19 protein-coding genes are annotated in these 20,108 nt (G+C 67.8%); 7 read left to right on the top strand and 12 right to left on the bottom strand.

The genetic code is table 11. The features are described from left to right. Positions 1-24 precede the first annotated feature (24 nt). The 4 genes from BA022_RS00585 to BA022_RS00570 form a co-directional block, all read right to left on the bottom strand. Positions 25-1,002 carry a beta-ketoacyl-ACP synthase III gene (locus BA022_RS00585; RefSeq protein ID WP_011806400.1) on the bottom strand — a complete coding sequence of 326 codons (978 nt, stop codon included), beginning with the start codon at positions 1,000-1,002 and terminating at the stop codon, positions 25-27. 18 nt (positions 1,003-1,020) lie between these two features. Next, the gene (plsX, locus tag BA022_RS00580) at positions 1,021-2,052 is read right to left on the bottom strand and encodes a phosphate acyltransferase PlsX (protein ID WP_088886228.1); all 1,032 of its coding nucleotides are present in this window, start codon (positions 2,050-2,052) and stop codon (positions 1,021-1,023) included. A 122-nt stretch (positions 2,053-2,174) separates the two neighbouring features. After that, positions 2,175-2,357 (bottom strand): 50S ribosomal protein L32, encoded by a 183-nt coding sequence (gene rpmF / locus BA022_RS00575; protein WP_011806402.1) that lies wholly within the window; start codon positions 2,355-2,357, stop codon positions 2,175-2,177. Between the two features lie 132 nt (positions 2,358-2,489). Further along, entirely contained in the window at positions 2,490-3,041 is a 552-nt protein-coding gene (locus BA022_RS00570; protein WP_088886227.1) for a YceD family protein, read from the bottom strand. Between the two features lie 26 nt (positions 3,042-3,067). Between BA022_RS00570 and BA022_RS00565 the strand changes: the two genes are divergently transcribed. Further along, positions 3,068-3,667 carry a Maf family nucleotide pyrophosphatase gene (locus BA022_RS00565; protein WP_088886226.1) on the top strand — a complete coding sequence of 200 codons (600 nt, stop codon included), beginning with the start codon at positions 3,068-3,070 and terminating at the stop codon, positions 3,665-3,667. After that, complete coding sequence (locus BA022_RS00560) at positions 3,664-4,470, top strand: SAM-dependent methyltransferase (protein WP_088886225.1); 807 nt, start codon at positions 3,664-3,666, stop codon at positions 4,468-4,470. The genes BA022_RS00565 and BA022_RS00560 overlap by 4 nt, the downstream gene beginning before the upstream one ends. Before the next feature lie 84 nt (positions 4,471-4,554). Here the strand turns inward: BA022_RS00560 and BA022_RS00555 are convergent, their stop codons facing one another. The 4 genes from BA022_RS00555 to BA022_RS00540 are packed head-to-tail and all read right to left on the bottom strand — an operon-like array spanning position 4,555 to position 7,660. Next, on the bottom strand, positions 4,555-5,598 hold the full coding sequence (locus BA022_RS00555) for a S49 family peptidase (protein ID WP_088886224.1): 1,044 nt from the start codon (positions 5,596-5,598) through the stop codon (positions 4,555-4,557). Between the two features lie 4 nt (positions 5,599-5,602). Beyond that, positions 5,603-5,980 (bottom strand): Rieske (2Fe-2S) protein, encoded by a 378-nt coding sequence (locus BA022_RS00550; protein ID WP_011806407.1) that lies wholly within the window; start codon positions 5,978-5,980, stop codon positions 5,603-5,605. Beyond that, on the bottom strand, positions 5,980-6,648 hold the full coding sequence (locus tag BA022_RS00545) for an HAD family hydrolase (protein ID WP_088886223.1): 669 nt from the start codon (positions 6,646-6,648) through the stop codon (positions 5,980-5,982). The genes BA022_RS00550 and BA022_RS00545 overlap by 1 nt, the downstream gene beginning before the upstream one ends. Next, entirely contained in the window at positions 6,641-7,660 is a 1,020-nt protein-coding gene (locus tag BA022_RS00540) for an RluA family pseudouridine synthase (RefSeq protein WP_088886222.1), read from the bottom strand. Before BA022_RS00540 ends, BA022_RS00545 begins: the two co-directional genes overlap by 8 nt. A 589-nt stretch (positions 7,661-8,249) precedes the next feature. Here BA022_RS00540 and BA022_RS00530 point away from each other — a divergent pair. The 5 genes from BA022_RS00530 to queF all read left to right on the top strand — a co-directional run bounded on the left by BA022_RS00530 (position 8,250) and on the right by queF (position 14,474). Beyond that, positions 8,250-11,330, top strand: coding sequence for an Rne/Rng family ribonuclease (locus tag BA022_RS00530; RefSeq protein WP_088886221.1), 3,081 nt, complete (start codon positions 8,250-8,252; stop codon positions 11,328-11,330). 147 nt (positions 11,331-11,477) lie between these two features. Further along, a complete protein-coding gene (gene yaaA, locus BA022_RS00525) occupies positions 11,478-12,260 on the top strand; it encodes a peroxide stress protein YaaA (protein WP_173370366.1) in 783 nt (260 codons plus the stop codon). Positions 12,261-12,291: 31 nt separating this feature from the next. Beyond that, positions 12,292-12,678, top strand: a complete 387-nt coding sequence (locus tag BA022_RS00520; protein WP_011806411.1) for a hypothetical protein — start codon at positions 12,292-12,294, stop codon at positions 12,676-12,678. 22 nt (positions 12,679-12,700) lie between these two features. Continuing rightward, a complete protein-coding gene (locus BA022_RS00515; RefSeq protein WP_088886220.1) occupies positions 12,701-13,570 on the top strand; it encodes a 2OG-Fe(II) oxygenase in 870 nt (289 codons plus the stop codon). 58 nt (positions 13,571-13,628) lie between these two features. Further along, positions 13,629-14,474 (top strand): NADPH-dependent 7-cyano-7-deazaguanine reductase QueF, encoded by an 846-nt coding sequence (queF, locus tag BA022_RS00510; RefSeq protein WP_088886219.1) that lies wholly within the window; start codon positions 13,629-13,631, stop codon positions 14,472-14,474. Positions 14,475-14,595: 121 nt separating this feature from the next. On the opposite strand, the gene BA022_RS00505 is transcribed toward queF, so the two are convergent. The 4 genes from BA022_RS00505 to BA022_RS00490 all read right to left on the bottom strand — a co-directional run bounded on the left by BA022_RS00505 (position 14,596) and on the right by BA022_RS00490 (position 19,924). Then, the gene (locus BA022_RS00505) at positions 14,596-16,155 is read right to left on the bottom strand and encodes a methyl-accepting chemotaxis protein (RefSeq protein WP_088886218.1); all 1,560 of its coding nucleotides are present in this window, start codon (positions 16,153-16,155) and stop codon (positions 14,596-14,598) included. Positions 16,156-16,292: 137 nt separating this feature from the next. Next, on the bottom strand, positions 16,293-17,450 hold the full coding sequence (locus BA022_RS00500) for a Y-family DNA polymerase (protein ID WP_088886217.1): 1,158 nt from the start codon (positions 17,448-17,450) through the stop codon (positions 16,293-16,295). Positions 17,451-17,649: 199 nt separating this feature from the next. Next, positions 17,650-18,594, bottom strand: coding sequence for a DMT family transporter (locus BA022_RS00495; protein WP_088886216.1), 945 nt, complete (start codon positions 18,592-18,594; stop codon positions 17,650-17,652). Between the two features lie 157 nt (positions 18,595-18,751). After that, the gene (locus BA022_RS00490; RefSeq protein WP_011806417.1) at positions 18,752-19,924 is read right to left on the bottom strand and encodes an alpha-hydroxy acid oxidase; all 1,173 of its coding nucleotides are present in this window, start codon (positions 19,922-19,924) and stop codon (positions 18,752-18,754) included. Positions 19,925-20,108 lie beyond the last annotated feature (184 nt).

The following is a 20,108-nucleotide window of genomic DNA, read 5'->3' as shown; positions in this document are numbered from 1 at the left end:
CGCTTGCACAGCAATCGTCGGCAGCTACATTTTCAGGAGCACCGCACCCCAGGTGAAGCCGCCGCCCACCCCTTCCAGCAGCACCGTCTGGCCCGGCTGGACCTGGCCATTGCGCACGCCATGGTCCAGTGCCAAGGGAATGGAGGCGGCCGACGTATTGCCGTGCTGATCCACCGTGACCACCACCTTGTCCATGGACAGCTTCAGCTTACGCGCCGTGCTCTGCATGATGCGAATGTTGGCCTGGTGGGGAATCAGCCAGTCGATATCGGCGTCGGTCATGCCCGCCTTGTCCAGCGTGGCGCGCGCCGCTTTCTCCAGCACGCCGACGGCCAGCTTGAAGACGGCCTGGCCATCCATCTTGAGCAAAGGGTCGCCCAGAATCTGGCCGCCGTAGACGTTGCCCGGCACGCAGAGGATGCCGACATGGCTGCCATCGGCATGCAGGTCGCTCGCAAGGATGCCGGGCGCTTCCGAGGCCTCCAGCACCACTGCGCCGGCGCCGTCGCCGAACAGCACACAGGTGGTGCGGTCGTTGAAATCCAGAATGCGGCTGAAGACCTCGGACCCCACGACCAGCGCGCGGCGCGCTCCCCCGGAGCGGATCATGGCATCGGCCACCGTGAGTGCATAGACGAAGCCGCTGCACACGGCCTGCACGTCGAAGGCGGGGCAGCCATTGGCACCCAGCTTGTTTTGCAGAATGCAGGCGGTGGAGGGAAACACCATGTCCGGTGTGGACGTGGCGACGATGATCAGGTCAAGATCTTGCGCCTGGCAACCAGCGGCCTCCAGCGCGCGGCGCGATGCCTCCAACGCCAGGTCGCTGCTGGTGACGTCCCGGTCGGCGAAATGGCGTGCGCGGATGCCCGTGCGCTCCACGATCCATTCATCGGAGGTCTCGATGCCCTGCTGCGCCAGTTGGGCCACCAGGTCATCATTGGTTACCCGGTGCGGCGGCAAATAGCTGCCGGTGCCGGTAATGCGTGAATAGCGTGTCATTGGGGGAGGCACGGCCGGTCAGGAAGCGGGCTGGGCGTCTGCGGCTGCCAGCAAAGGCGCCGCATGCGCAACCCGCGCGCGGACGCGGTCGAGCAGGTTGTTGCGGGCCGCATCATACGCCCGGATCAAAGCCTGCTCGAAAGCCAGCGCGTCGGCCGAACCGTGGCTCTTGAACACGAGCCCCCGCAGTCCGAGCAGGGCGGCACCGTTGTAACGTCGGTGATCCATGCGCCTCATGATGGCAGATAACACCGGATAAGCGACAATGGCAGCCATTTTTGTGAAAATGTTGCGCGAAAACTCCTGTTTGAGCGCTCCCGCAATCATCGATGCCACGCCCTCACTGGCCTTGAGTGCCACATTGCCAACGAAACCGTCACACACCACGATGTCCACAGTGCCCTTGAAGATGTCGTTGCCTTCCACATTACCGTGAAAGTTCAGGTCGCCGGATTTGGCCGCAGAACGCAGCAGTTCCCCGGCTTTTTTGATGACATCGTTGCCCTTGATGACCTCTTCGCCAATGTTCAGCAATCCTACGAGCGGTTCATCGCTGTCCTGCAGCACCGACACCAACGCAGATCCCATGACAGCGAATTGCAGCAAATGCTCGGCCGTGCAATCGACATTCGCCCCCAGGTCCAGCACGGTAGTGGCACCGCCTTGTGCATTGGGCATCTGGGTGGCGATGGCGGGGCGGTCGATGCCGTCCAGCGTCTTGAGCAGATAGCGCGCGATGGCCATCAGCGCGCCAGTGTTACCGGCGGAGATGGCCGCATGCGCCACGCCATCCTTGACTTGCTGGATGGCCACGCGCATGGAGGAGTCCTTCTTGCGACGCAGCGCGACCTCCACCGCATCGTCCATCGTGACCACCTCCGACGCCACGACATGCGTCACGCGCTCGTGTACCAGACCCTGCAGGCTGTCCTGCCCACCCACTAGGATCAGGCGTGCGTCAGGGTGATGCTCCAGGAACTGTCGGCACGCGGGAAGCGTGACGCCGGGGCCATGATCGCCCCCCATGCAGTCAACAGCCAGTGTGATCATCGGCAAATCGTCAAGCCGTCAGGCGGCCGTTAAATAAAAGGGCCATTTTGGCGCATGCCAAAACGACAAAGGCCCGCGCTACCTTCTTCGTAGCAGCGGGCCCGGAGGGTGCGCAGCCTGGATCAGGCTTCGGATTTGTTCTTCAGTACCTGGCGGCCGCGGTAGAAGCCGTTGGGGCTGATGTGGTGGCGCATGTGGGTTTCGCCGGTCGTGGGCTCCACGGCGATGCCAGGCACCGTCAGGGCGTTGTGCGAACGGTGCATGCCGCGCTTGGAGGGAGACTTCTTGTTTTGCTGAACAGCCATGATCGGCTCCTAGGGTCTTGAAAGGGTTGGTGAAAAACGCGATCAGCCCATTGAAGACACGAGGGGATTCGCGCGAAGCCCTCGATTATATCTCAAATGTTTTTTGATCGAAACCGCCGAACGGGCCGTTTCTCAGGCGTCCGGATTGTCCTTGCGAAGCCCAGCCAGGGCTGCGAACGGATTGGGCTTGTCGGCACTGGCCTGCTCGAAGTCCTCGTCGCTGGAGGCCAGCGTGACATCTGTCGGGCATTCCTCATGGCGCGGCACCACCGGCAGGGCCATGAGCAGTTCGTCTTCGATCAGCTCGCGCAGATCGAACTCGCGGCTCAATGCCAGCAGATCCTCATCGCTGTCGCCATCCAGTGCCTCGGCGGTGGCTTCATCGGCCACGAAGCGGAATTCGCGCTCCACCTCCAGGGGCACGTCCACGAAATGGAGGCAGCGCTGGCAGGTCATCGGCAAGGTGGCGCTGGCTTTCAGACGCAGCCAGACCTGGCCGCCCACGCCGTGCGTGGTGCGCACTTCGCCGTCCGCCGCCCAATCCACGCGCAGATCCGGGTGCAGCCCCTGCGCCTCCTCGGCCAGACGCTTGTATTTGAGCAGCGTGTCATGACCGGACAGGTGAGCGCCGGCCTGTGCAAAAGCCTTGACGTCCAGCCGGTCGGGGGAGTGTTCCTTGGTCATGCTGGGCAGTGTAAGAGAATCCAGTCATGCCGGATTTCTCCCCCCTGCCCCGCTCCCTGGTATTGGGATCGACCTCGCGCTACCGGCGCGAACTCCTGGCCCGACTGGGCCTGCCCTTCGACGTGGCTGCCCCCGCGGTGGACGAGACACCGCGGCCGGACGAAGCCCCGCGCGCGCTGGCACTGCGCCTGGCGCTGGCCAAGGCGCGCGCCGTAGCCGGCCTGCATCCGCAGGCCATCGTGATCGGCTCCGACCAAGTGGCAGACCTGGACGGCGAGCCGCTGGGCAAGCCCGGCAACCACGAACGCGCCACCGCCCAGTTGCGCCGCATGCGTGACAAGACCGTGGTGTTCCACACCGCCGTGGCGGTGGTCTGCCAGGACTGCGGCTTCGAGCAGGTGGACCTGGCGCCGGTGCGGGTGCGCTTTCGTGACCTTTCGGACGACGAGATCGAGCGCTATCTGCGCGCCGAGCAGCCGTACGATTGCGCCGGAAGCGCCAAGAGCGAGGGCCTGGGCATCGCGTTACTCGACGCGATCGACAGCGACGACCCCACCGCCCTGATCGGGCTGCCCTTGATACGCACCTGCCGCATGCTGCGCGCCGCAGGGCTGGTGCTGCCATGAGCGAAAGCACTGCAACGGTTGGCCCGACCCCGGGTCGGGGCATCCTGTACCTGGTGCCAGCGCCGCTGGACTTCGGCTGCGAGAGTCAGGCACCCCTGACCGAAGCCCTACCGGAGGGCACGTTGCGCCAGGCCGCACGCCTCACCCATTGGATTTGCGAGAACGCCAAGAGCTGCCGCGCCTACCTCAAGCGTGTGGACGCGCTGCACCCGCTGGGGGCGCCGCTGCAGACGCAGCAGATCACCGAACTGCCGCGCGAAGTGCACAAGAAGGGCGACCACGGCGCCCGGGGCCATGCATCGTTCGACGCACGTCCGCTGCTGGCGCCGGCATTGGCAGGGCACGACATGGGCCTGGTCAGCGAGGCGGGCATGCCCGCCGTCGCCGACCCCGGCAGCTCCGTGGTGCGCGCGGCGCATGACCTGGGGCTGCGCGTGGTACCGCTGGTGGGACCGGTGTCGCTATTGCTGGCACTGGCAGCCAGCGGACTCAACGGCCAGAACTTCGCCTTCGTGGGCTATCTGCCGCAGGACGCAGGCGAGCGCACCAAACGCCTGCGCGAGCTGGAAACTCTGGCCCACAAGCAGGGCCAGACACAGCTTTTCATCGAGACGCCTTACCGCAACGCCGCACTGTGGCAGGCGCTGCTGCAGGGGCTGCAGCCGCAGACCCGGCTGGCGCGCGCAAGCGGCCTGACGCTGGCCGATGCGCAAGTTGCCAGCCACACGGTGCGCGAATGGCGCCAACACACCGCCGGCACGCCGGACAACCGTGTACCCACGGTCTTCGCCATCGGTGCGTAGGCCGCACGTACGGCCCCAGTTGATTCAAAAATAATAGCTTGCAGCGCTTGATAGATAAGCGCTGGAGCCTGATTTAACCCAATATCAACGCAGCTGCGGCAGCTGCAGCGCAGCCAGGCCCTTCACGGCGCCCATGCCTACCGCGGCGCCAAACTTCTTGGCCAGGCGCTCGGCCACGTTGTCACGGCGGGTGTAGTCGATCACGTCCTCGGCCTTGACCACCTCGCGCGCCACGTAGTCCAGGTTGCCCAGTTGGTCGGCCAGTCCCATCTCCACCGCCTGCTGGCCCGTCCAGAACAGGCCGCTGAAGGTTTCGGGCGTGACCTTGAGCCGGTCGCCCCGCCCCTGCTTCACCACGCCGATGAACTGCTGGTGGATCTGGTCGAGCATGGCCTGGGCGTATGCGCGCTGGGTTTCGGTCTGGGGGCTGAACGGATCGAGAAACCCCTTGTTCTCACCGGCGGTGAGCAGGCGGCGTTCCACCCCCAGCTTTTCCATGGCGCCGGTGAAGCCGAAGCCGTCCATCAGCACGCCGATGCTGCCCACGATGCTGGCCTTGTCCACGAAGATGACGTCCGCCGCCGCGGCGATGTAGTAGGCCGCCGAGGCACAGGTTTCCTCGACCACGGCATAGACGGGCTTGTTGTACTTGGCCTTCAGCCGCACGATCTCGTCGTTGATGATGCCCGCCTGCACCGGACTGCCGCCCGGCGAGTTGATGAGCAGCACCACGGCCTGCGAACCCGCATCCTCGAATGCGCTGCGCATGGCGGCTACGACAAATTCGGCGCTGGCCTCGGCGCCCGCGGCGATCTCGCCCTTCACGTCCACCACGGCCGTATGCGGCGTGCTCTTGCTGGTTGCGGTCATTTCGCGCGAAAGCGCGGCCCAGATCACCGCGCCCGCCAACAGGACCCACGCCAGGCGCCAGAAGTTGCGCCAGCGGCGCGCCGCGCGCTGCTCGGCCAGGGTGCCGAGCACCAGCTTCTCCAGCGTCTCGCGCTCCCAGCCGGGGGCGGCTGCGGCCTTGCTCGCTTCATTTTTTGTAGCTTGTTGCGCCCACAGGTCGGGCGCTGCGGGCGGATTTCCCTCGAATCCCGTGGGTTCGGTGCGGGTGGGATCGGTCATGGAGTCAAAACTCTACGGTGTGCAGATGGAGGGCAGTATGCCAGCGCACCCGGCCCCCTTCCTCGGACAAGGCGATCTTCACCAGCCCGCCGCGGCACGGACCGCCAGCGCAGGCTCCCGTGTCGGGCTGGTAGGCCGCGCCATGCGTGGCACACAGCAGCCAGCGGCCGGTGTCGTCGAAAAACTGACCTTCCTGGTAGTCCATCTCCATCGGTACATGGGTACAGCGGTTCAGGTAGGCGTGCACGCGGCCCTGATAGCGGATGGCGAAAGCGCGGCAGATCTGGCCGCAGTAGCGCACGTCGAACGCCACGGCGCGGCCGCCATCCACCAGTGCCTCGCTGGGGCAGAGGTCGATGCGTTGCTCCACCGGAGTCGCCATTACGCGTGCTCCTGCAGCCAACGGTCCAGATCGGCCACGGACGAAGCCACGCACAGCGGCCCCAGTTCGGCAAAGCCCACCGTGTCGTGCGCGCCATAGCCCACGCCCACGCTGGCACAGCCCGCGGCGCGGGCCATTGCGAGGTCGTGCGTGGTGTCGCCGATCATCAGCAGGCGCTCGGGCTCCACGCCGAACTCGGCCATCAGCTCCTGCAGCATCAGCGGGTGCGGTTTGCCGGCGGTTTCGTCCGCGGTGCGCGAACCGTCGAACATGCCACGCAGCTGCACCTGGTGCAGCACCTGGTCCAGGCCGCGTCGGCTCTTGCCCGTGGCTACGGCCAGCAGGTGGCCGCGCGTGCGCAGGCCCTCCAGCATGGGCAGCACGCCGTCGAACAGGCTCAGGTCGTCCTGGTGCTGCAGGTAGTGGTAGCGGTAGCGGTTGCCCAACTCCGTATAGCGCTCGCGCGGCACGTCGGGGGCCGCATGGGCCAGGGCCTGCGGAAGCGCCATGCCGATCACCCAGGCGGCGGCTTCATCCGTAGGCACGGTGCCGCCCACATCGCGCACCGCATCCTGAATGCTGCGCACGATGATGGCGGTGGAGTCAAACAGCGTGCCATCCCAGTCGAAGGCAATGAGATCGAATCGGCGCGGGCGGAAATCAGGCATGTGCGGGGTCGTCGGAAAGGAAGGCGGTCAGTTCGGGCGGCAATTCGGCGCGCAATTCCAGGCGCTCGCCGCTGGCCGGGTGGTCAAACTGTAGCCGCCATGCGTGAAGGAACATGCGCTTCAAGCCTTGCTTCTGCAGGCGCCGGTTCAAGTCGAAGTCGCCGTACTTGTCGTCGCCCGCGATCGGGTGGCCCTGGGAGGACAGGTGCACGCGGATCTGGTGCGTGCGCCCGGTCTTGATGGTCACCTCCAGCAGGCTCATCGCCGGCAGGCCCTGCAAGGGGCGCGGAGCGAGCTGGCTGCGCACCTTGACCAGGGTGACGGAGCGCATGCCGTCCGGGTCGCCGGGCGTGGTCACGCGCACGCGGCGCTCGCCATCCTCCTGCAGGTATTTGTGCAGCGGCGTGTCGATGACCTTCTTGTTGGCGGGCCAGTGGCCGGTGACCAGCGCCAGATAGGTCTTGCCCGTCTCGCGCCCGCGGAACTGGTCCTGCAGATGTGTGAGCGCCGAGCGCTTCTTGGCCACCAGCAAAATGCCCGAGGTCTCCCGGTCCAGCCGGTGCACCAGTTCCAGGAAGCGCGCCTGAGGGCGCGCCTGGCGCAACTGTTCGATCACGCCAAAACTCACGCCGCTGCCGCCGTGCACGGCCGTGCCGGCGGGCTTGTCGATGGCGATCAGGTGCTCGTCTTCCAGCAGGATGGGGAATTCGCGCGCGGGCGCGGGGCGCTCCGCCTTGTCCAGCACCTTGTCGGACACGCGCACGGGGGGCAGACGCACCAGGTCGCCCGGTGCCACGCGCGCGTCGGCGCTGGTGCGCCCCTTGTTCAGGCGGACCTCGCCGCTGCGGATGATGCGGTAGACGTGGGTCTTGGGCACGCCCTTCAGGTGGCGGATGAGGAAATTGTCGAGCCGCTGGCCCGCGGATTCGGCGTCGACCTCGACGATGCGGGCCGCCGGGGCTTCTGGCGGGGTGCGGCCTGCGGCCGGTTTGCCCCCTATAATGTGTTTCACCTGCGCGACGAATGTGTAAGTGGTTGATTTGTCTGGAGTTTAATGGACCCAGCCCGGCTCGGCGCGCAGCATGGTTGATGCCAACGGGCGTCGTGCGCGCAGATTGCAGGCCGGTTGCCTGCGAAGGTCCGCATGCCGGCCGTGCAGGCTGACAAATCGAAACACTGAATCTACGGAATCCCAAGCTGGCCGCGCACCCCACCCGGGCACTGCGGCCAGCGGATCAAAGCGAAAATCATGTGGGTGTTGCTGGCATGGATGGTGTCATTGTGGCGAGGGCGTCAGCCTTTGCCACGTGCACGCAAATCGCCACCAACACCTGCCGGTCAAGCGCCAACAGCTACATTTTTAGTAGCACGCCTGCGCGCTGACCGGCTCGCCCCCATCCACGCGCCACCACCCCGCCTGCTGAGTTAGCCAACCCAGCAGTCGTGGTGCATCCCGGCAATTCCCTCGTTTCGATGCGTCAGTCCAGGCATTTCCGGCTCGTGTAGAGCCTGTTTGGTTTGGAACCGGCGGTACGCGCCGCTGCAGCCCTGAGAGAGCGCTGCGCGCGGGCCGCCACGACACAACGAAAAGGAATTGCATCATGAAGCGGATGCTCATCAATGCCACGCAGCCCGAGGAGCGGCGCCTGGCCATCGTGGACGGCCAGAAGCTGCTGGACTACGAGATCGAGATCGAAGGGCGCGAGCAGCGCAAGGGCAACATCTACAAAGCCGTCGTCACGCGCGTGGAACCGTCGCTGGAGGCCTGCTTCGTTGACTATGGCGAAGACCGCCACGGCTTCCTGCCGTTCAAGGAAATCTCCAAACAGTATTTCGCCGAGGGCGTATCACCCAGCCAGGCCAGGATCCAGGACGTGATCAAGGAAGGCCAGGAGCTGATCGTTCAGGTCGAGAAGGAAGAGCGCGGCAACAAGGGCGCGGCCCTGACCACCTTCATCAGCCTGGCCGGCCGCTATGTGGTGCTGATGCCCAACAACCCCCGCGGCGGGGGCGTGTCGCGCCGCATCGAGGGCGAGGACCGCGCCGAGCTCAAGGAGGCGATGGACCAGCTGGAGTACCCCAAGGGCATGAGCATCATCGCGCGCACCGCCGGCATCGGCCGTTCCGCGCCCGAGTTGCAATGGGACCTGAACTACCTGCTCAAGCTGTGGACCGCCATCGATGGCGCCGCCAAGGCCGGCAAGGGTGCCTTCCTCATCTACCAGGAATCCAGCCTGGTGATCCGCGCCATCCGCGACTACTTCAACAGCGACATCGGTGACATCCTCATCGACACTGACGACATCTACGAGCAGGCGCACCAGTTCATGGCGCACGTCATGCCCGAGCATGCCGGCAAGGTCAAGCGCTACCGCGACGACGCACCGCTGTTCTCGCGCTTCCAGATCGAGCACCAGATCGAATCCGCCTACGCGCGCACCGTGACCCTGCCCTCGGGCGGCGCCATCGTGATCGACCACACCGAGGCGCTGGTCAGCGTGGACGTGAACTCGGCACGCGCCATCAAGGGCGGCGACATCGAGGAAACCGCCACCCGCACCAACCTGGAAGCCGCCGACGAAGTGGCCCGCCAGATGCGCCTGCGCGACCTGGGCGGCCTGATCGTGATCGACTTCATCGACATGGAGGAGAGCAAGAACCGCCGCGAAGTGGAAAACCGCCTGCGCGACGCGCTGCGCCAGGACCGCGCCCGCGTGCAGTTCGGCACCATCAGCAAGTTCGGCCTCATGGAGATGAGCCGCCAGCGCCTGAAGCCGTCGCTGTCCGAAGGCGCGCATATCCGTTGCCCGCTGTGCGACGGCACCGGCCACGTGCGCGACACGGAAGGCTTCTCGCTGCAGATGCTGCGCATGATCCAGGAAGAGTCCATGAAGGACAGCACCGCCGCCGTGCACTGCCAGGTGCCGGTGGAGGTGGCCAGCTTCCTGCTGAACGAAAAGCGCACCGAGATCGCCAAGATCGAACTCAAGCAGCGCGTCTCCGTGGTGCTGATCCCCAACAAGTCGCTGGAAACACCGCACTACAAGCTGGAGCGCCTCAAGCACGACGACCCGCGCCTGGAAAACCTGGACGCCAGCTACAAGCTGGCCGACGTGGAGGAAGACCAGACCAAGGTCACGCGCCGCTCGCAGGAGCCCACCAACAAGCAGACGCCCGTGATCAAGGGCGTGTTGCCCGACGCGCCGGCCCCTGTGGCCGAGCCGCGCCCCGAAGGCGCCGCCCGCGGCGCCACGCGCCCGCAGGGCCAGGGCCAGCAGCGCCCGGCAACGGCCCCCACGCCCGCGCCCCAGCGCCCGGCCGCCGCACCGGCGCCCGAGCAGGGCTTCTTCGCATGGATCAAGAGCCTGTTCGGCTTTGGCGCCGCACCCGCGCCCGCTCCTGTGGCGGCCCCCGCGCAGACGCCCGCGGAACCCGGCGCACGCGGCGAAGGGCGTCGCGGTGAGCGCGGCGGTCGCCGTGGCGAACGCACTGGTGAACGCAGCGGCGAGCGTGGCGGTGAGCGCAACGGCAACCGCGAAGGCGGCGAAGGCCGCGGCCGCCGTGGCGAAGGCCGTGGCGGCGAGCGCAGCGCCGAGGGCCGCGAGAACCGCGAACCGCGTGAGCCACGCAATGGCCGCGACGGCGAACGCCGTGGCGATCGCGCGGAAGGCGAGAGCCGCCGCGAGCCGCGCGATGGCCGTGGCGGCCGCGAGCGCGGTGAGCGCAACGCACAGCCGCCCGTGCAGTCTGCGGCCGACCTGGCCAACACCCCGGTCACGACCGATGCCGACGTGGCAGTGACCGAGGAGCGCACGGCACGCACCGGCGAACGCCGCGAACGGGGTGAACGAGGCGAGCGCCGTGAGCGCGGTGGCGAACGCGGCGGCGAGCGCCGCGAACGCGGCCCGCGCACCATCGACGCCAACGCCCCCGCCGCTGGCGCCGACTTTGCCGACACTGCGCCCCTGGCCGCATTGCCGGACCTGGACCTGTCCGGCGCTGAAGTCGGTACTTCCGGCGCCGAGGCCCCCGCCGGCGAGGAGCGCCGCGAGCGCCGTTCGCGCGACCGCTATGGACGCGACCGCCGCGAACGTGGCGAGCGCGGCCCGCGCAATGCCGAGGCCAGCGCCACCGGTGCCGATGCCGAAGCGCCTGCCGCGCCGCTGATGGACCTGGACCTCCCCGCTCCCGCTGCGGCGGCCGAGGAAGACTCCGCCCCCGCACGCCGCAGCTATTTCGCCTCCGCTCCGGCATCTGCCCCGGCGGCAACGCCGCAGGCCGCGCCCGAAGCCACGGCCGCAGTGACGCCACCCCCGGCCGCCGTGGCAGCCCCCGCACCGGCGCCCGCGCCCGTTGCAGCGGCACCTGTGCCCGCACCGGCTCCGGCTGCCACCGCGGTGGCGCCGGCAACCGGTGGCATGCCGCGCGTGCAGGCATTCACGCTGCCCGTGGACACGCTGCAGCAGGTGGCGCAGGCTTCGGGCCTGCAATGGGTGAATTCCGACGCCCAGAAGATCGCCGCCGCGCAGGCCGCGATTGCGGCCGAGCCCAAGCCCGTCCACGTGCCGCGCGAGCGTGCGCCCGTGGTGGTGCTGGATGAAGGTCCGCTGGTGCTGGTGGAAACCCGCCGCGACCTGGGTGCGATGCAGCTGCCGTTCGACCAGGACAACGCGGCCGCCTAAGCCCGCGCCATGGCAGAACACCGGGGGCGTCATGCCCCCGGTGGCGTTTTATGCTATCGATAAATGAGCTGCTGGCGCTTGATGGATAAGCCTTAGAGGCATATTCAGCTGATAGCCACGGCAGCTCGCACATTGGGAGTAATGACCGTGCTGTTCCTGCTGTCGCCCGCCAAGTCGCTGGACTACGACACCCCCCTGCCCGCCGGCCTGCCGCACACGCTGCCCGCGTTCGTGCCCGACGCACAGCGCCTGATCGCGGTGCTGCGCGAGAAGTCGCCGCAGGAAGTGGCCGCGCTGATGTCGATCAGCGACCCGCTGGCCGCCCTCAACGTGGCGCGCTATGCGGCCTGGCAGCCGCGCTTCACGGCCGCCAACGCGCGCCAGGCCGTGATGGCCTTCAACGGCGACGTGTACGAAGGGCTGCAGGCGCAGTCGCTCTCCCTCGAAGACCTGCAGTGGGCGCAGCAGCATGTCGCCATCCTGAGCGGCCTGTACGGTGTGCTGCGACCGCTGGACCGCATGCAGCCCTATCGCCTGGAGATGGGCACGCGCCTGGCGACCGATGCCGGCGCCAACCTCTACCAGTTCTGGGGCGCGCGCATCGCCGAACACCTGAACCAGCGACTGGCCGCGGACGCCACGCCGGTGGTGGTCAACCTGGCTTCGCAGGAGTACTTCAAGTCCGTGGACCGCAAGGTGCTCAAGGCGCGCGTGATCGAATGCGTGTTCGAGGACCACAAGGCCGGCCAGTACAAGATCATCAGCTTCTACGCCAAGCGCGCGCGCGGCCTGATGGCGCGCTGGGCCATCCAGCAGCGCGCGGCCACCCCGCGGCGGCTGGAGGAATTCGACCTAGAAGGCTATGCTTTCCACCCGGCCTCGTCCCAGCCCGACCGGCTCGTGTTCCGCCGCCACGCCGCCGGCAGCTAGACGGGTTCCCCTCCTTTCCTGGACGCCCCCCATGAACCACGCCGTCGAAACCGCGCACTACCCCGCCACCCAAGCCGTCGACCAGCCCTTCGAGGCCACCGTGCGCGAAGGCTGGGGCGTGTGGATCACGTTCATGCGTGAAGAATTCCTGAAAGCCACCTTCACCCGGCGCGCCGATGCGGAGGCGTTTGCCGCCCAGCACACGCATGGCGGCCAGCGGGGCCAGGTGCGGCGCATGTGGCTGCTGGTGAACGAGACGGCCGGCGAGGCTTATGCGCTCGCGTCCGACGGCGTGCAGCCGCTGCAGGGTGTAGACCTGGACTTTCGCCACCACCAGCGCCTGCAGACGCTGCGCAGCGACGTGCTGTCGCGCTTGAGCGATGCCGAACTGCAGGTGCTGGGCCTCAAGCGCACCTGAAACCCTGCCCCAACGAAAGCCCATGCCCGATCACAGCTTCGCCTCCTCCCAGTCCGTTACGCCCGAGCTGCGCCAGTGGATCCTCGACCAGTACGGCGCCGGCATCGCCACGCCCGCACTGATCGAGGCCATGCGCAATGCGGGCTGGGCCGATAGCGTTGCCGTGCGCGCGGTGGAGGAGGTACTGCGCGCGCATCTGGACGGCGCAGTGCAGCCGCAAGGCCTGCCGCCCGCCGTGCCGGTGCCCGAGCCCGACATCGCCGACGCGCCGCTCTTCATCGACGTGGGCGACCGCCAGGTCGAGGTGCTGATGTCGATGGCCCACCCGCGCGTGGTGCTGTTCGGCAACCTGCTGTCGCCCGAGGAATGCCAGGCCATCATCGATGCCGCACGGCCGCGCATGGCGCGCTCGCTCACCGTGCAGACCACCACCGGCGGCGAAGAGGTGAACGCGGACCGCACCAGCGACGGCATGTTCTTTCAGCGCGGCGAGACGCCCGTGGTGCAGCGGCTGGAAGAGCGCATCGCCCGCCTGGTGCGCTGGCCCATCGAGAACGGCGAAGGCCTGCAGGTGCTGCACTACCGCCCCGGCGCGGAATACAAGCCGCACTACGACTACTTCGACCCCGACCAGCCCGGCACCTCCACCATCGTGCGCCGCGGCGGCCAGCGCGTGGCGACGCTGGTGATCTACCTGAACAACCCGCTCAAGGGCGGCGGCACCACCTTTCCCGACGTGCCCCTGGAAGTGGCGCCGCGCCAGGGCAATGCGGTGTTCTTCAGCTACGAGCGGCCCCACCCCAGCACGCGCACGCTGCACGGCGGCGCCTCGGTGATCGAGGGCGAGAAGTGGATCGCCACCAAATGGCTGCGCGAACGGGAATTCAAATGAAATGGGCCTCTAGCGCTTATTCGACAAGCGCCAGCAGCTATCCAATCCATAGCACACCATGAACACCCCGGAACACTCCCAACTCGGCAAGGCCTCGGCCTATGCCGACCAGTACGACGCGTCGCTGCTGTTTCCCATCCCGCGCGCGGACAAGCGCGCCGAGATCGGCATCGACGGCAACGCCCCCTTCTTCGGCGCGGACCTGTGGACGGCGTTCGAGCTGTCGTGGCTCAACCTGCGCGGCAAGCCGCAGGTGGCCATCGCCCACATCACCGTTCCCTGCGAGACGCCCCACATCGTCGAGAGCAAGTCGTTCAAGCTGTACCTGAACAGCTTCAACAACACCCGCTTTGCCAGTGAGGCCGAAGTGCGCGCATGCATCCGCGCCGACGTGAGCGAGGCCGTGTGGCGCGGCGCCGAGCACCCTGGCACCGTGGGCGTGACGCTGCTGCTGCCCGAGGCCTTCGACCGCGAGCCCATCCACGAGCTGGACGGCCTGCTGCTGGACCGCCTGGACGTGGAATGCACGCGCTACCAGCCCGCGCCCGAGCTGCTGGCCGCCCACCATGACGAGGCCCCGGTGACCGAGACGCTGGTGAGCCACCTGCTCAAGAGCAACTGCCTGGTGACCGGCCAGCCCGACTGGGGCAGCGTGCAGATCACCTACAGCGGCGCGCAAATCGACCAGGCCGGCCTGCTGCAGTACCTGGTGAGCTTTCGCAACCACAACGAATTCCACGAGCAGTGCGTGGAGCGCATCTTCATGGACATCTGGACGCGCTGCCGCCCCATCAAGCTGGCCGTGTACGCGCGCTACACACGCCGCGGCGGTCTGGACATCAACCCCCTGCGCACCAGTCACCCGCAGCAGCTGCCGCGCAACGTGCGCACCGCGCGGCAATAAAGCGGCCCTGGCAGGGCAGCAGCGCGCCCGTAGCAGCACAGGGCCCGGCACCGCCACGGCCCCATGCAGCCAGTAGCCGCGCGTGCCTTTTCACCGAAAGCGCCCCGCGCTGGACAGCCCGTCAGCCCAGGCGGAACACATCCACGCTGCGGCCCAACGAGGTCACGCCTGCGCGCAGCGCCTGGGCCGCGGCGGCCGACTCCTCCACCAACGCGGCGTTCTGCTGCGTCACGCTGTCGAGCTGGACGATGGCCTCGTTCACCTGGCCGATGCCTTCGGACTGCTCGCGCGTGGCGGTCGTGATCTCCTGCACCTGGGTGCTCACGCGCCGCACCGCATCCACCATCTCCTCGATGGTGCGGCCCGCCTGCGCCATGCGCCGGTTGCCATCGGCGATGCCGTCCACCGTCTGGCCGATCAGGCCGCTGATCTCCTTGGCGGCGGTCGCACTGCGCTGCGCCAGCGCGCGCACCTCGCCCGCCACCACGGCAAAGCCGCGGCCCTGCTCGCCCGCGCGCGCGGCCTCCACCGCGGCGTTGAGTGCCAGCAGGTTGGTCTGAAAGGCAATACTCTCGATCACGCCGATGATCTCGCCCATGCGCGCCGACGAGCGGCGGATGTGCTCCATGGACTGCGCCACCTCGGCGATGGCGGCGCCGCCGCGGCTGGCCACGGCCATATTGCGCTCGCTCTCGCTCGCCATCTGCGCCGCCGCATCCGCCGTGTGGGCCACGGTGCTGGCCAGTTCCTCCATGGCGGCGGCGGTCTGCTGCAGGCTGCCGGCCTGCGCTTCGGTGCGCGCCGACAGTTCGCGTCCGCCCTGCGCCACCTGCGTGGCGGCGGCAGAAAAGCCCTGCACTTCGTTGCGCACATCGCCCACCACGGCGCGCAGGTTGATCTGGATCTGCACCAGACGGCGCATGAGCGCGCCCAGCGACGCCGAATAGTCGGTGCGCGCCGTGGTGGCCAGGTTGCAGCCCGCGATGTCGCCGGCAAACCGCTCGGCCTCCTCCAGCGCGGTCGAGAAGTGGCTGTGAAAGTAGTTCAGCATGACGCCCGCGCCCAGCCCCAGCGCGGCAGCCCGCCACGCCACGGCCGCCCAGCCCGCAAGGCCCAGCGCGTCGGGCAACAGTACCGCGATGGACAGCACCGCCAGCGTAACGGCCATGCGTGCCGTAAGACCCAGACGTACCAGACGCTCCACCCAGCCGCGTGGGCCGGCGTGCAGCAGCTCGCCCTCGCGCAGCACCAGCGTGGCGCGGCCGGACTGGGCCTCGGCGCGCATGCGCGCATACAGAGCGTCGGCCGCGGCCACCTCGTCGGCCGATGGCTTCACCCGCACCGACATGTAGCCCACGGGCTTGCCGCGTTCCAGCACCGGCACCACGTTGGCGCGCACCCAATAGTGGTCGCCGTTCTTGCGGCGGTTCTTGACCAGCCCCGTCCAGGGCTTGCCGCGGCCGATGGTGGACCACAGGTCCTTGAAGGCCGCCGGGGGCATGTCGGGATGGCGGATGAGGTTGTGCGGCTGGCCCATGAGTTCTTCATGGGAATAGCCGCTCACCCGCGCAAACGCGGGATTGCAGTGGGTGATTTCACCCCGGGTATTGGTGAGAGACACCAGCAACTCATCGGCGGGATAGTCATACCCGCGGCCCGTGACCGGGACGTTCACACGCATGCACAACCTCTGAAAGGACAAACGGCCCCAATGCGGGGCCGTCAGGAATATGAGTAAGCGAGTGTAACTTTTATGAATTACCCCCTAGATTTACGTCAAGCAAATTCGCACCAACATGGTGCGACATCCCGCCCCCATCAGAACAACGGCGCGCTTTCGCCCCAACCCGCCGCCTGCTGGGCAACGGCTGCCTGGGGCAGCAGGTTGCCCACGCGCACGCCCAGCAGGCGCAGGCGCTTGGTCAAGGGCACGCGTTTGAGGCACAGGCCCGCCACGCGGCGGATGGTGACCGCGTCCTGGGTGAAGTCCGCCACCGTCTGGTCGCGGGTGGCGATCTTGAAGTCGTCGTAGCGCAGCTTGATGCCGATGGTGCGGCCGGCGTAGCCCTTGCGCTGCAGGTCCCCCGCCACCTGCTCACACAGTGCGGTAAAGATGCGGCCCAGTTCGGCGCGGTCGTGCACCGCGTGCAGGTCGCGCTCAAAGGTGGTTTCGCGGCTCATGGAGACGGGCTCGCTCTCGGTCACCACCGCGCGCTCGTCGCGCCCCCAGGCGGCGTCGTGCAGCCAGGCACCGTAGGAACGCCCGAACTGCTGCATCAGCCACGGCAGCGGCCGCTGGGCCAATTCGCCAATGGTGCGGATGCCGTGGGCGAGCAGCCTGGCCTCGGCCTTGGGGCCCACGCCGTTGATCTTGCGGCAGTCCAGCGGCCAGATCAGGTCTTGCAGGTCGCCTGGCTGCACGATGGAGATGCCGTTAGGCTTGTTGAACTCGCTCGCCATCTTGGCGATGAGCTTGTTGGGCGCCACGCCGATCGAGCAGGTCAGCCCCGTGGCGTCGAAGATGCTCTTCTGGATCAGCCGCGCCAGCACCCGCCCGCCGTCGCGCTGGCCGCCCGCTACTCGCGTGAAGTCGATGTACACCTCGTCCACGCCGCGGTCTTCCATGACCGGCGCGATGGAGAGGATCACTTCCTTGAAAAGCCTGGAGTAGCGACGGTAGGCAGCAAAGTCCACCGGCAGCAGCACGGCCTGCGGACACAGGCGCGCGGCCTTCATCAACCCCATGGCCGAGCCCACGCCGAACTGGCGCGCCGCATAGGTGGCGGTGGTGATCACGCCGCGGCCCGCGTAGTCCTTCAGCAGCGCAAACGCCGCCACCGGAATATCCCCCGGCCGCCCGGCGTAGGCAGCGGTCAGCGCTTCGTCCTGCGGGCGGCGGCCGCCACCGATCACCACGGGCAGCCCCTTGAGTTGCGGGTAGCGCAGGAGTTCGACGGAGGCGTAGAACGCATCCATGTCGAGGTGGGCGATGCGGCGATCAGAGGCAGTAGCGGTCACGGCGCCAATTGTCGCGCGCTGCGCGAGTCGTGCCGCCTAGGAAACTGGCGCGCCCCCCGGCGCGGGCCACCGCGCAAGGGCCGCCCCGCCGCGCTGGTGGCGTCCCCCTGCCCGCATTGCGCAGCAATGCGAGAGCGGGGGGAAGGCGCGAAGCGACTCAGGGAGGTAATCCAATTTGCGAGCAGATCAGCACCAACCCCACCAGCATCAACGCCATGCCGATCTTCTCGGGCCGCGTGAAAGACTCGCTGAACAGGCGGCGCGACACCAGGTAGCTGAACGCCACCTCCACCATGCCCAGCGTGCGCACGGCGCCCGTGGTCTGCATGGCATAGGCGGTGAACCACGCCAGCGACGCGGCCGCACCCATGCTGCCCGCCACCAGCGACATGCGCCACGCCGGCCACAGCGGCGCCAGGCCCCGCTCGGTCTTGAGCGCCACCCAGGCGCCCAGGCCCAGCGTCTGCAGCGTCTGCGCGATCAGCACGCCCCAGGCGCCCGACAGCCACGGCGTCTCGGCCCCCAGCGCCAGCGCCCCGCCGCGAAAACCCACCGAGGCGATCGCAAAGCTGGCGCCGCAGGCCAGGCCATAGAGGGCCGGGCGGCTCAGCCAGGCTGCAGGCGACAGCAGCTGTCCGCGCGGGGGCAGCGACAGCAGCAGCACGCCCAGCGTGGCCACCACCATCGCCAGCAGCGCGAGCGGCGTGGGCAGTTCGTGCAGGAACACGCTGGCGAACAGCGCCACCTGCAGCACCTCGGTCTTGGACAGGGTCACGGCCACGGCGAAGTTGCGCTCGGCCATGGCCAGCAGCAGGAAGGCCGTGCCCGCGATCTGGAAGAACGCGCCCAGCGCGATCCAGCCCAGGTAGGCGGCGCTGAAATGCGGCACGGCCGGCGGCTGCGCGGGCCAGGCGTACAGCAACGCCAGCCACACGCCGGCAAACGGCAGGCCGTAGAGAAAGCGCACCAGCGTGGCGGGCAGCGTGCCCAGCTCGGCGGTCAGGGAGCGCTGCGCGGTGTTGCGCACGGTCTGCGCCAGCGCGGCAAACAGCACCACGGGCACCCAGAGCCAGGGTGCAACGGCGGTCAGGGAGGAGGTCATGCGCCGCCGAGCATAGCCAGCGCCGTCGCCGCGCAGCCCCTGCGATTGGCGAGGGGCGCCTCAGCCCATGGCGATGGCCATCCTGAATACCCGAAGCCAAATCGGCCACCAACGCTTATCTATCAAGCGCCAGCAGCTATTAAAACAATAGTGCGCGTCAGCTCTGCGGCGCGGTGGGATAGGTGCCGGGCACGAGGATGGAGCGGTCCACGTTCTGGATGTTGGTGTGGCCGCAGAAGGCCATGGTCACGTCCAGCTCCTTGTGGAGGATCTGCAGCGCCTTGGTCACGCCCGCCTCACCGAATGCGCCCAGGCCATACACCATGGCGCGGCCGATCATGGTGCCGCGCGCGCCCAGCGCCCAGGCCTTGAGCACGTCCTGGCCGCTGCGGATGCCGCCGTCCATCCACACCTCGGTCTGCGTGCCCACGGCATCCACAATGGCTGGCAGCGCGTGGATGGCGGACGGCGCGCCGTCCAGCTGGCGCCCGCCGTGGTTGCTGACCACGATGGCGTCGGCGCCGTGCTGCACGGCCAGGCGCGCGTCCTCCTCGACCATGATGCCCTTGAGGATCAGCTTGCCGCCCCACTGCTCCTTCACCCAGGCCACGTCGGCCCAGGACAGGCGCGGGTCGAACTGCTCGTTGGTCCAGGCGGCCAGCGAACTCATGTCCGACACGCCCTTCACATGCCCCACCAGATTGCGGAAGGTGCGCCGGCGCGTGCCGGCCATGCCCAGGCACCACTGGGGCTTGGTCATGAGGTTGATGATGTTGGCCAGCGTGGGCTTCGGCGGCGCGGTCAGGCCGTTCTTGATGTCCTTGTGGCGCTGGCCGATCACCTGCAGGTCCAGCGTGAGTACCAGGGCGCTGCACTTGGCGTCCTTGGCGCGCTGGATCATGCGGGCCATCGCATCGCGGTCACGCATCATGTACAGCTGGAACCAGAACGGCGCGCTGGTGTTTTCGGCAATGTCCTCGATGGAGCAGATGCTCATCGTGGACAGCGTGAACGGAATGCCGAACTTCTCGGCCGCGCGCGCGGCGTGGATCTCGCCGTCGGCATGCTGCATGCCCGTGAGGCCCACGGGCGCGATGCACACGGGCATCTTGGCCTGCTGCCCCACCAGCGTGGTGGCCGTGGTACGCCCTTCCATGTTCACCGCCACGCGCTGGCGCAGCTTGATGGGGTGAAAGTCGTCTTCGTTGGCGCGGTAGGTGCCCTCGGTCCAGGCGCCCGAGTCGGCGTAGTCATAGAACATGCGCGGCACGCGGCGTTCAGCGACCACGCGCAGGTCTTCGATGCAGGTGATTTTGGACAGGTCGGCCACGGCAAATCCCTCGGGCTGTGCGAGCGTGCCGCGCCTGGAGCGCCAGCGAATGGCCGGCGCCTTCCCAGTCCGGCAGGCTCTTGGTGAGTGCGTTGACGGAAAACCGTGGATCGTAGTCCCAGCCCGGCGCCGCGTGCTTGAAGGATTTGAGCGCACTGTGAAAATTTTGCAGCGCGGGCGCGGG

It is taken from the genome of Diaphorobacter nitroreducens (genome assembly GCF_002214645.1).
Taxonomy (GTDB): Bacteria; Pseudomonadota; Gammaproteobacteria; order Burkholderiales; family Burkholderiaceae_C; genus Diaphorobacter; species Diaphorobacter nitroreducens.
The sequence above is the reverse complement of the archived record's forward strand: the minus strand, read 5'-3'. Positions and strand labels throughout refer to the sequence as shown.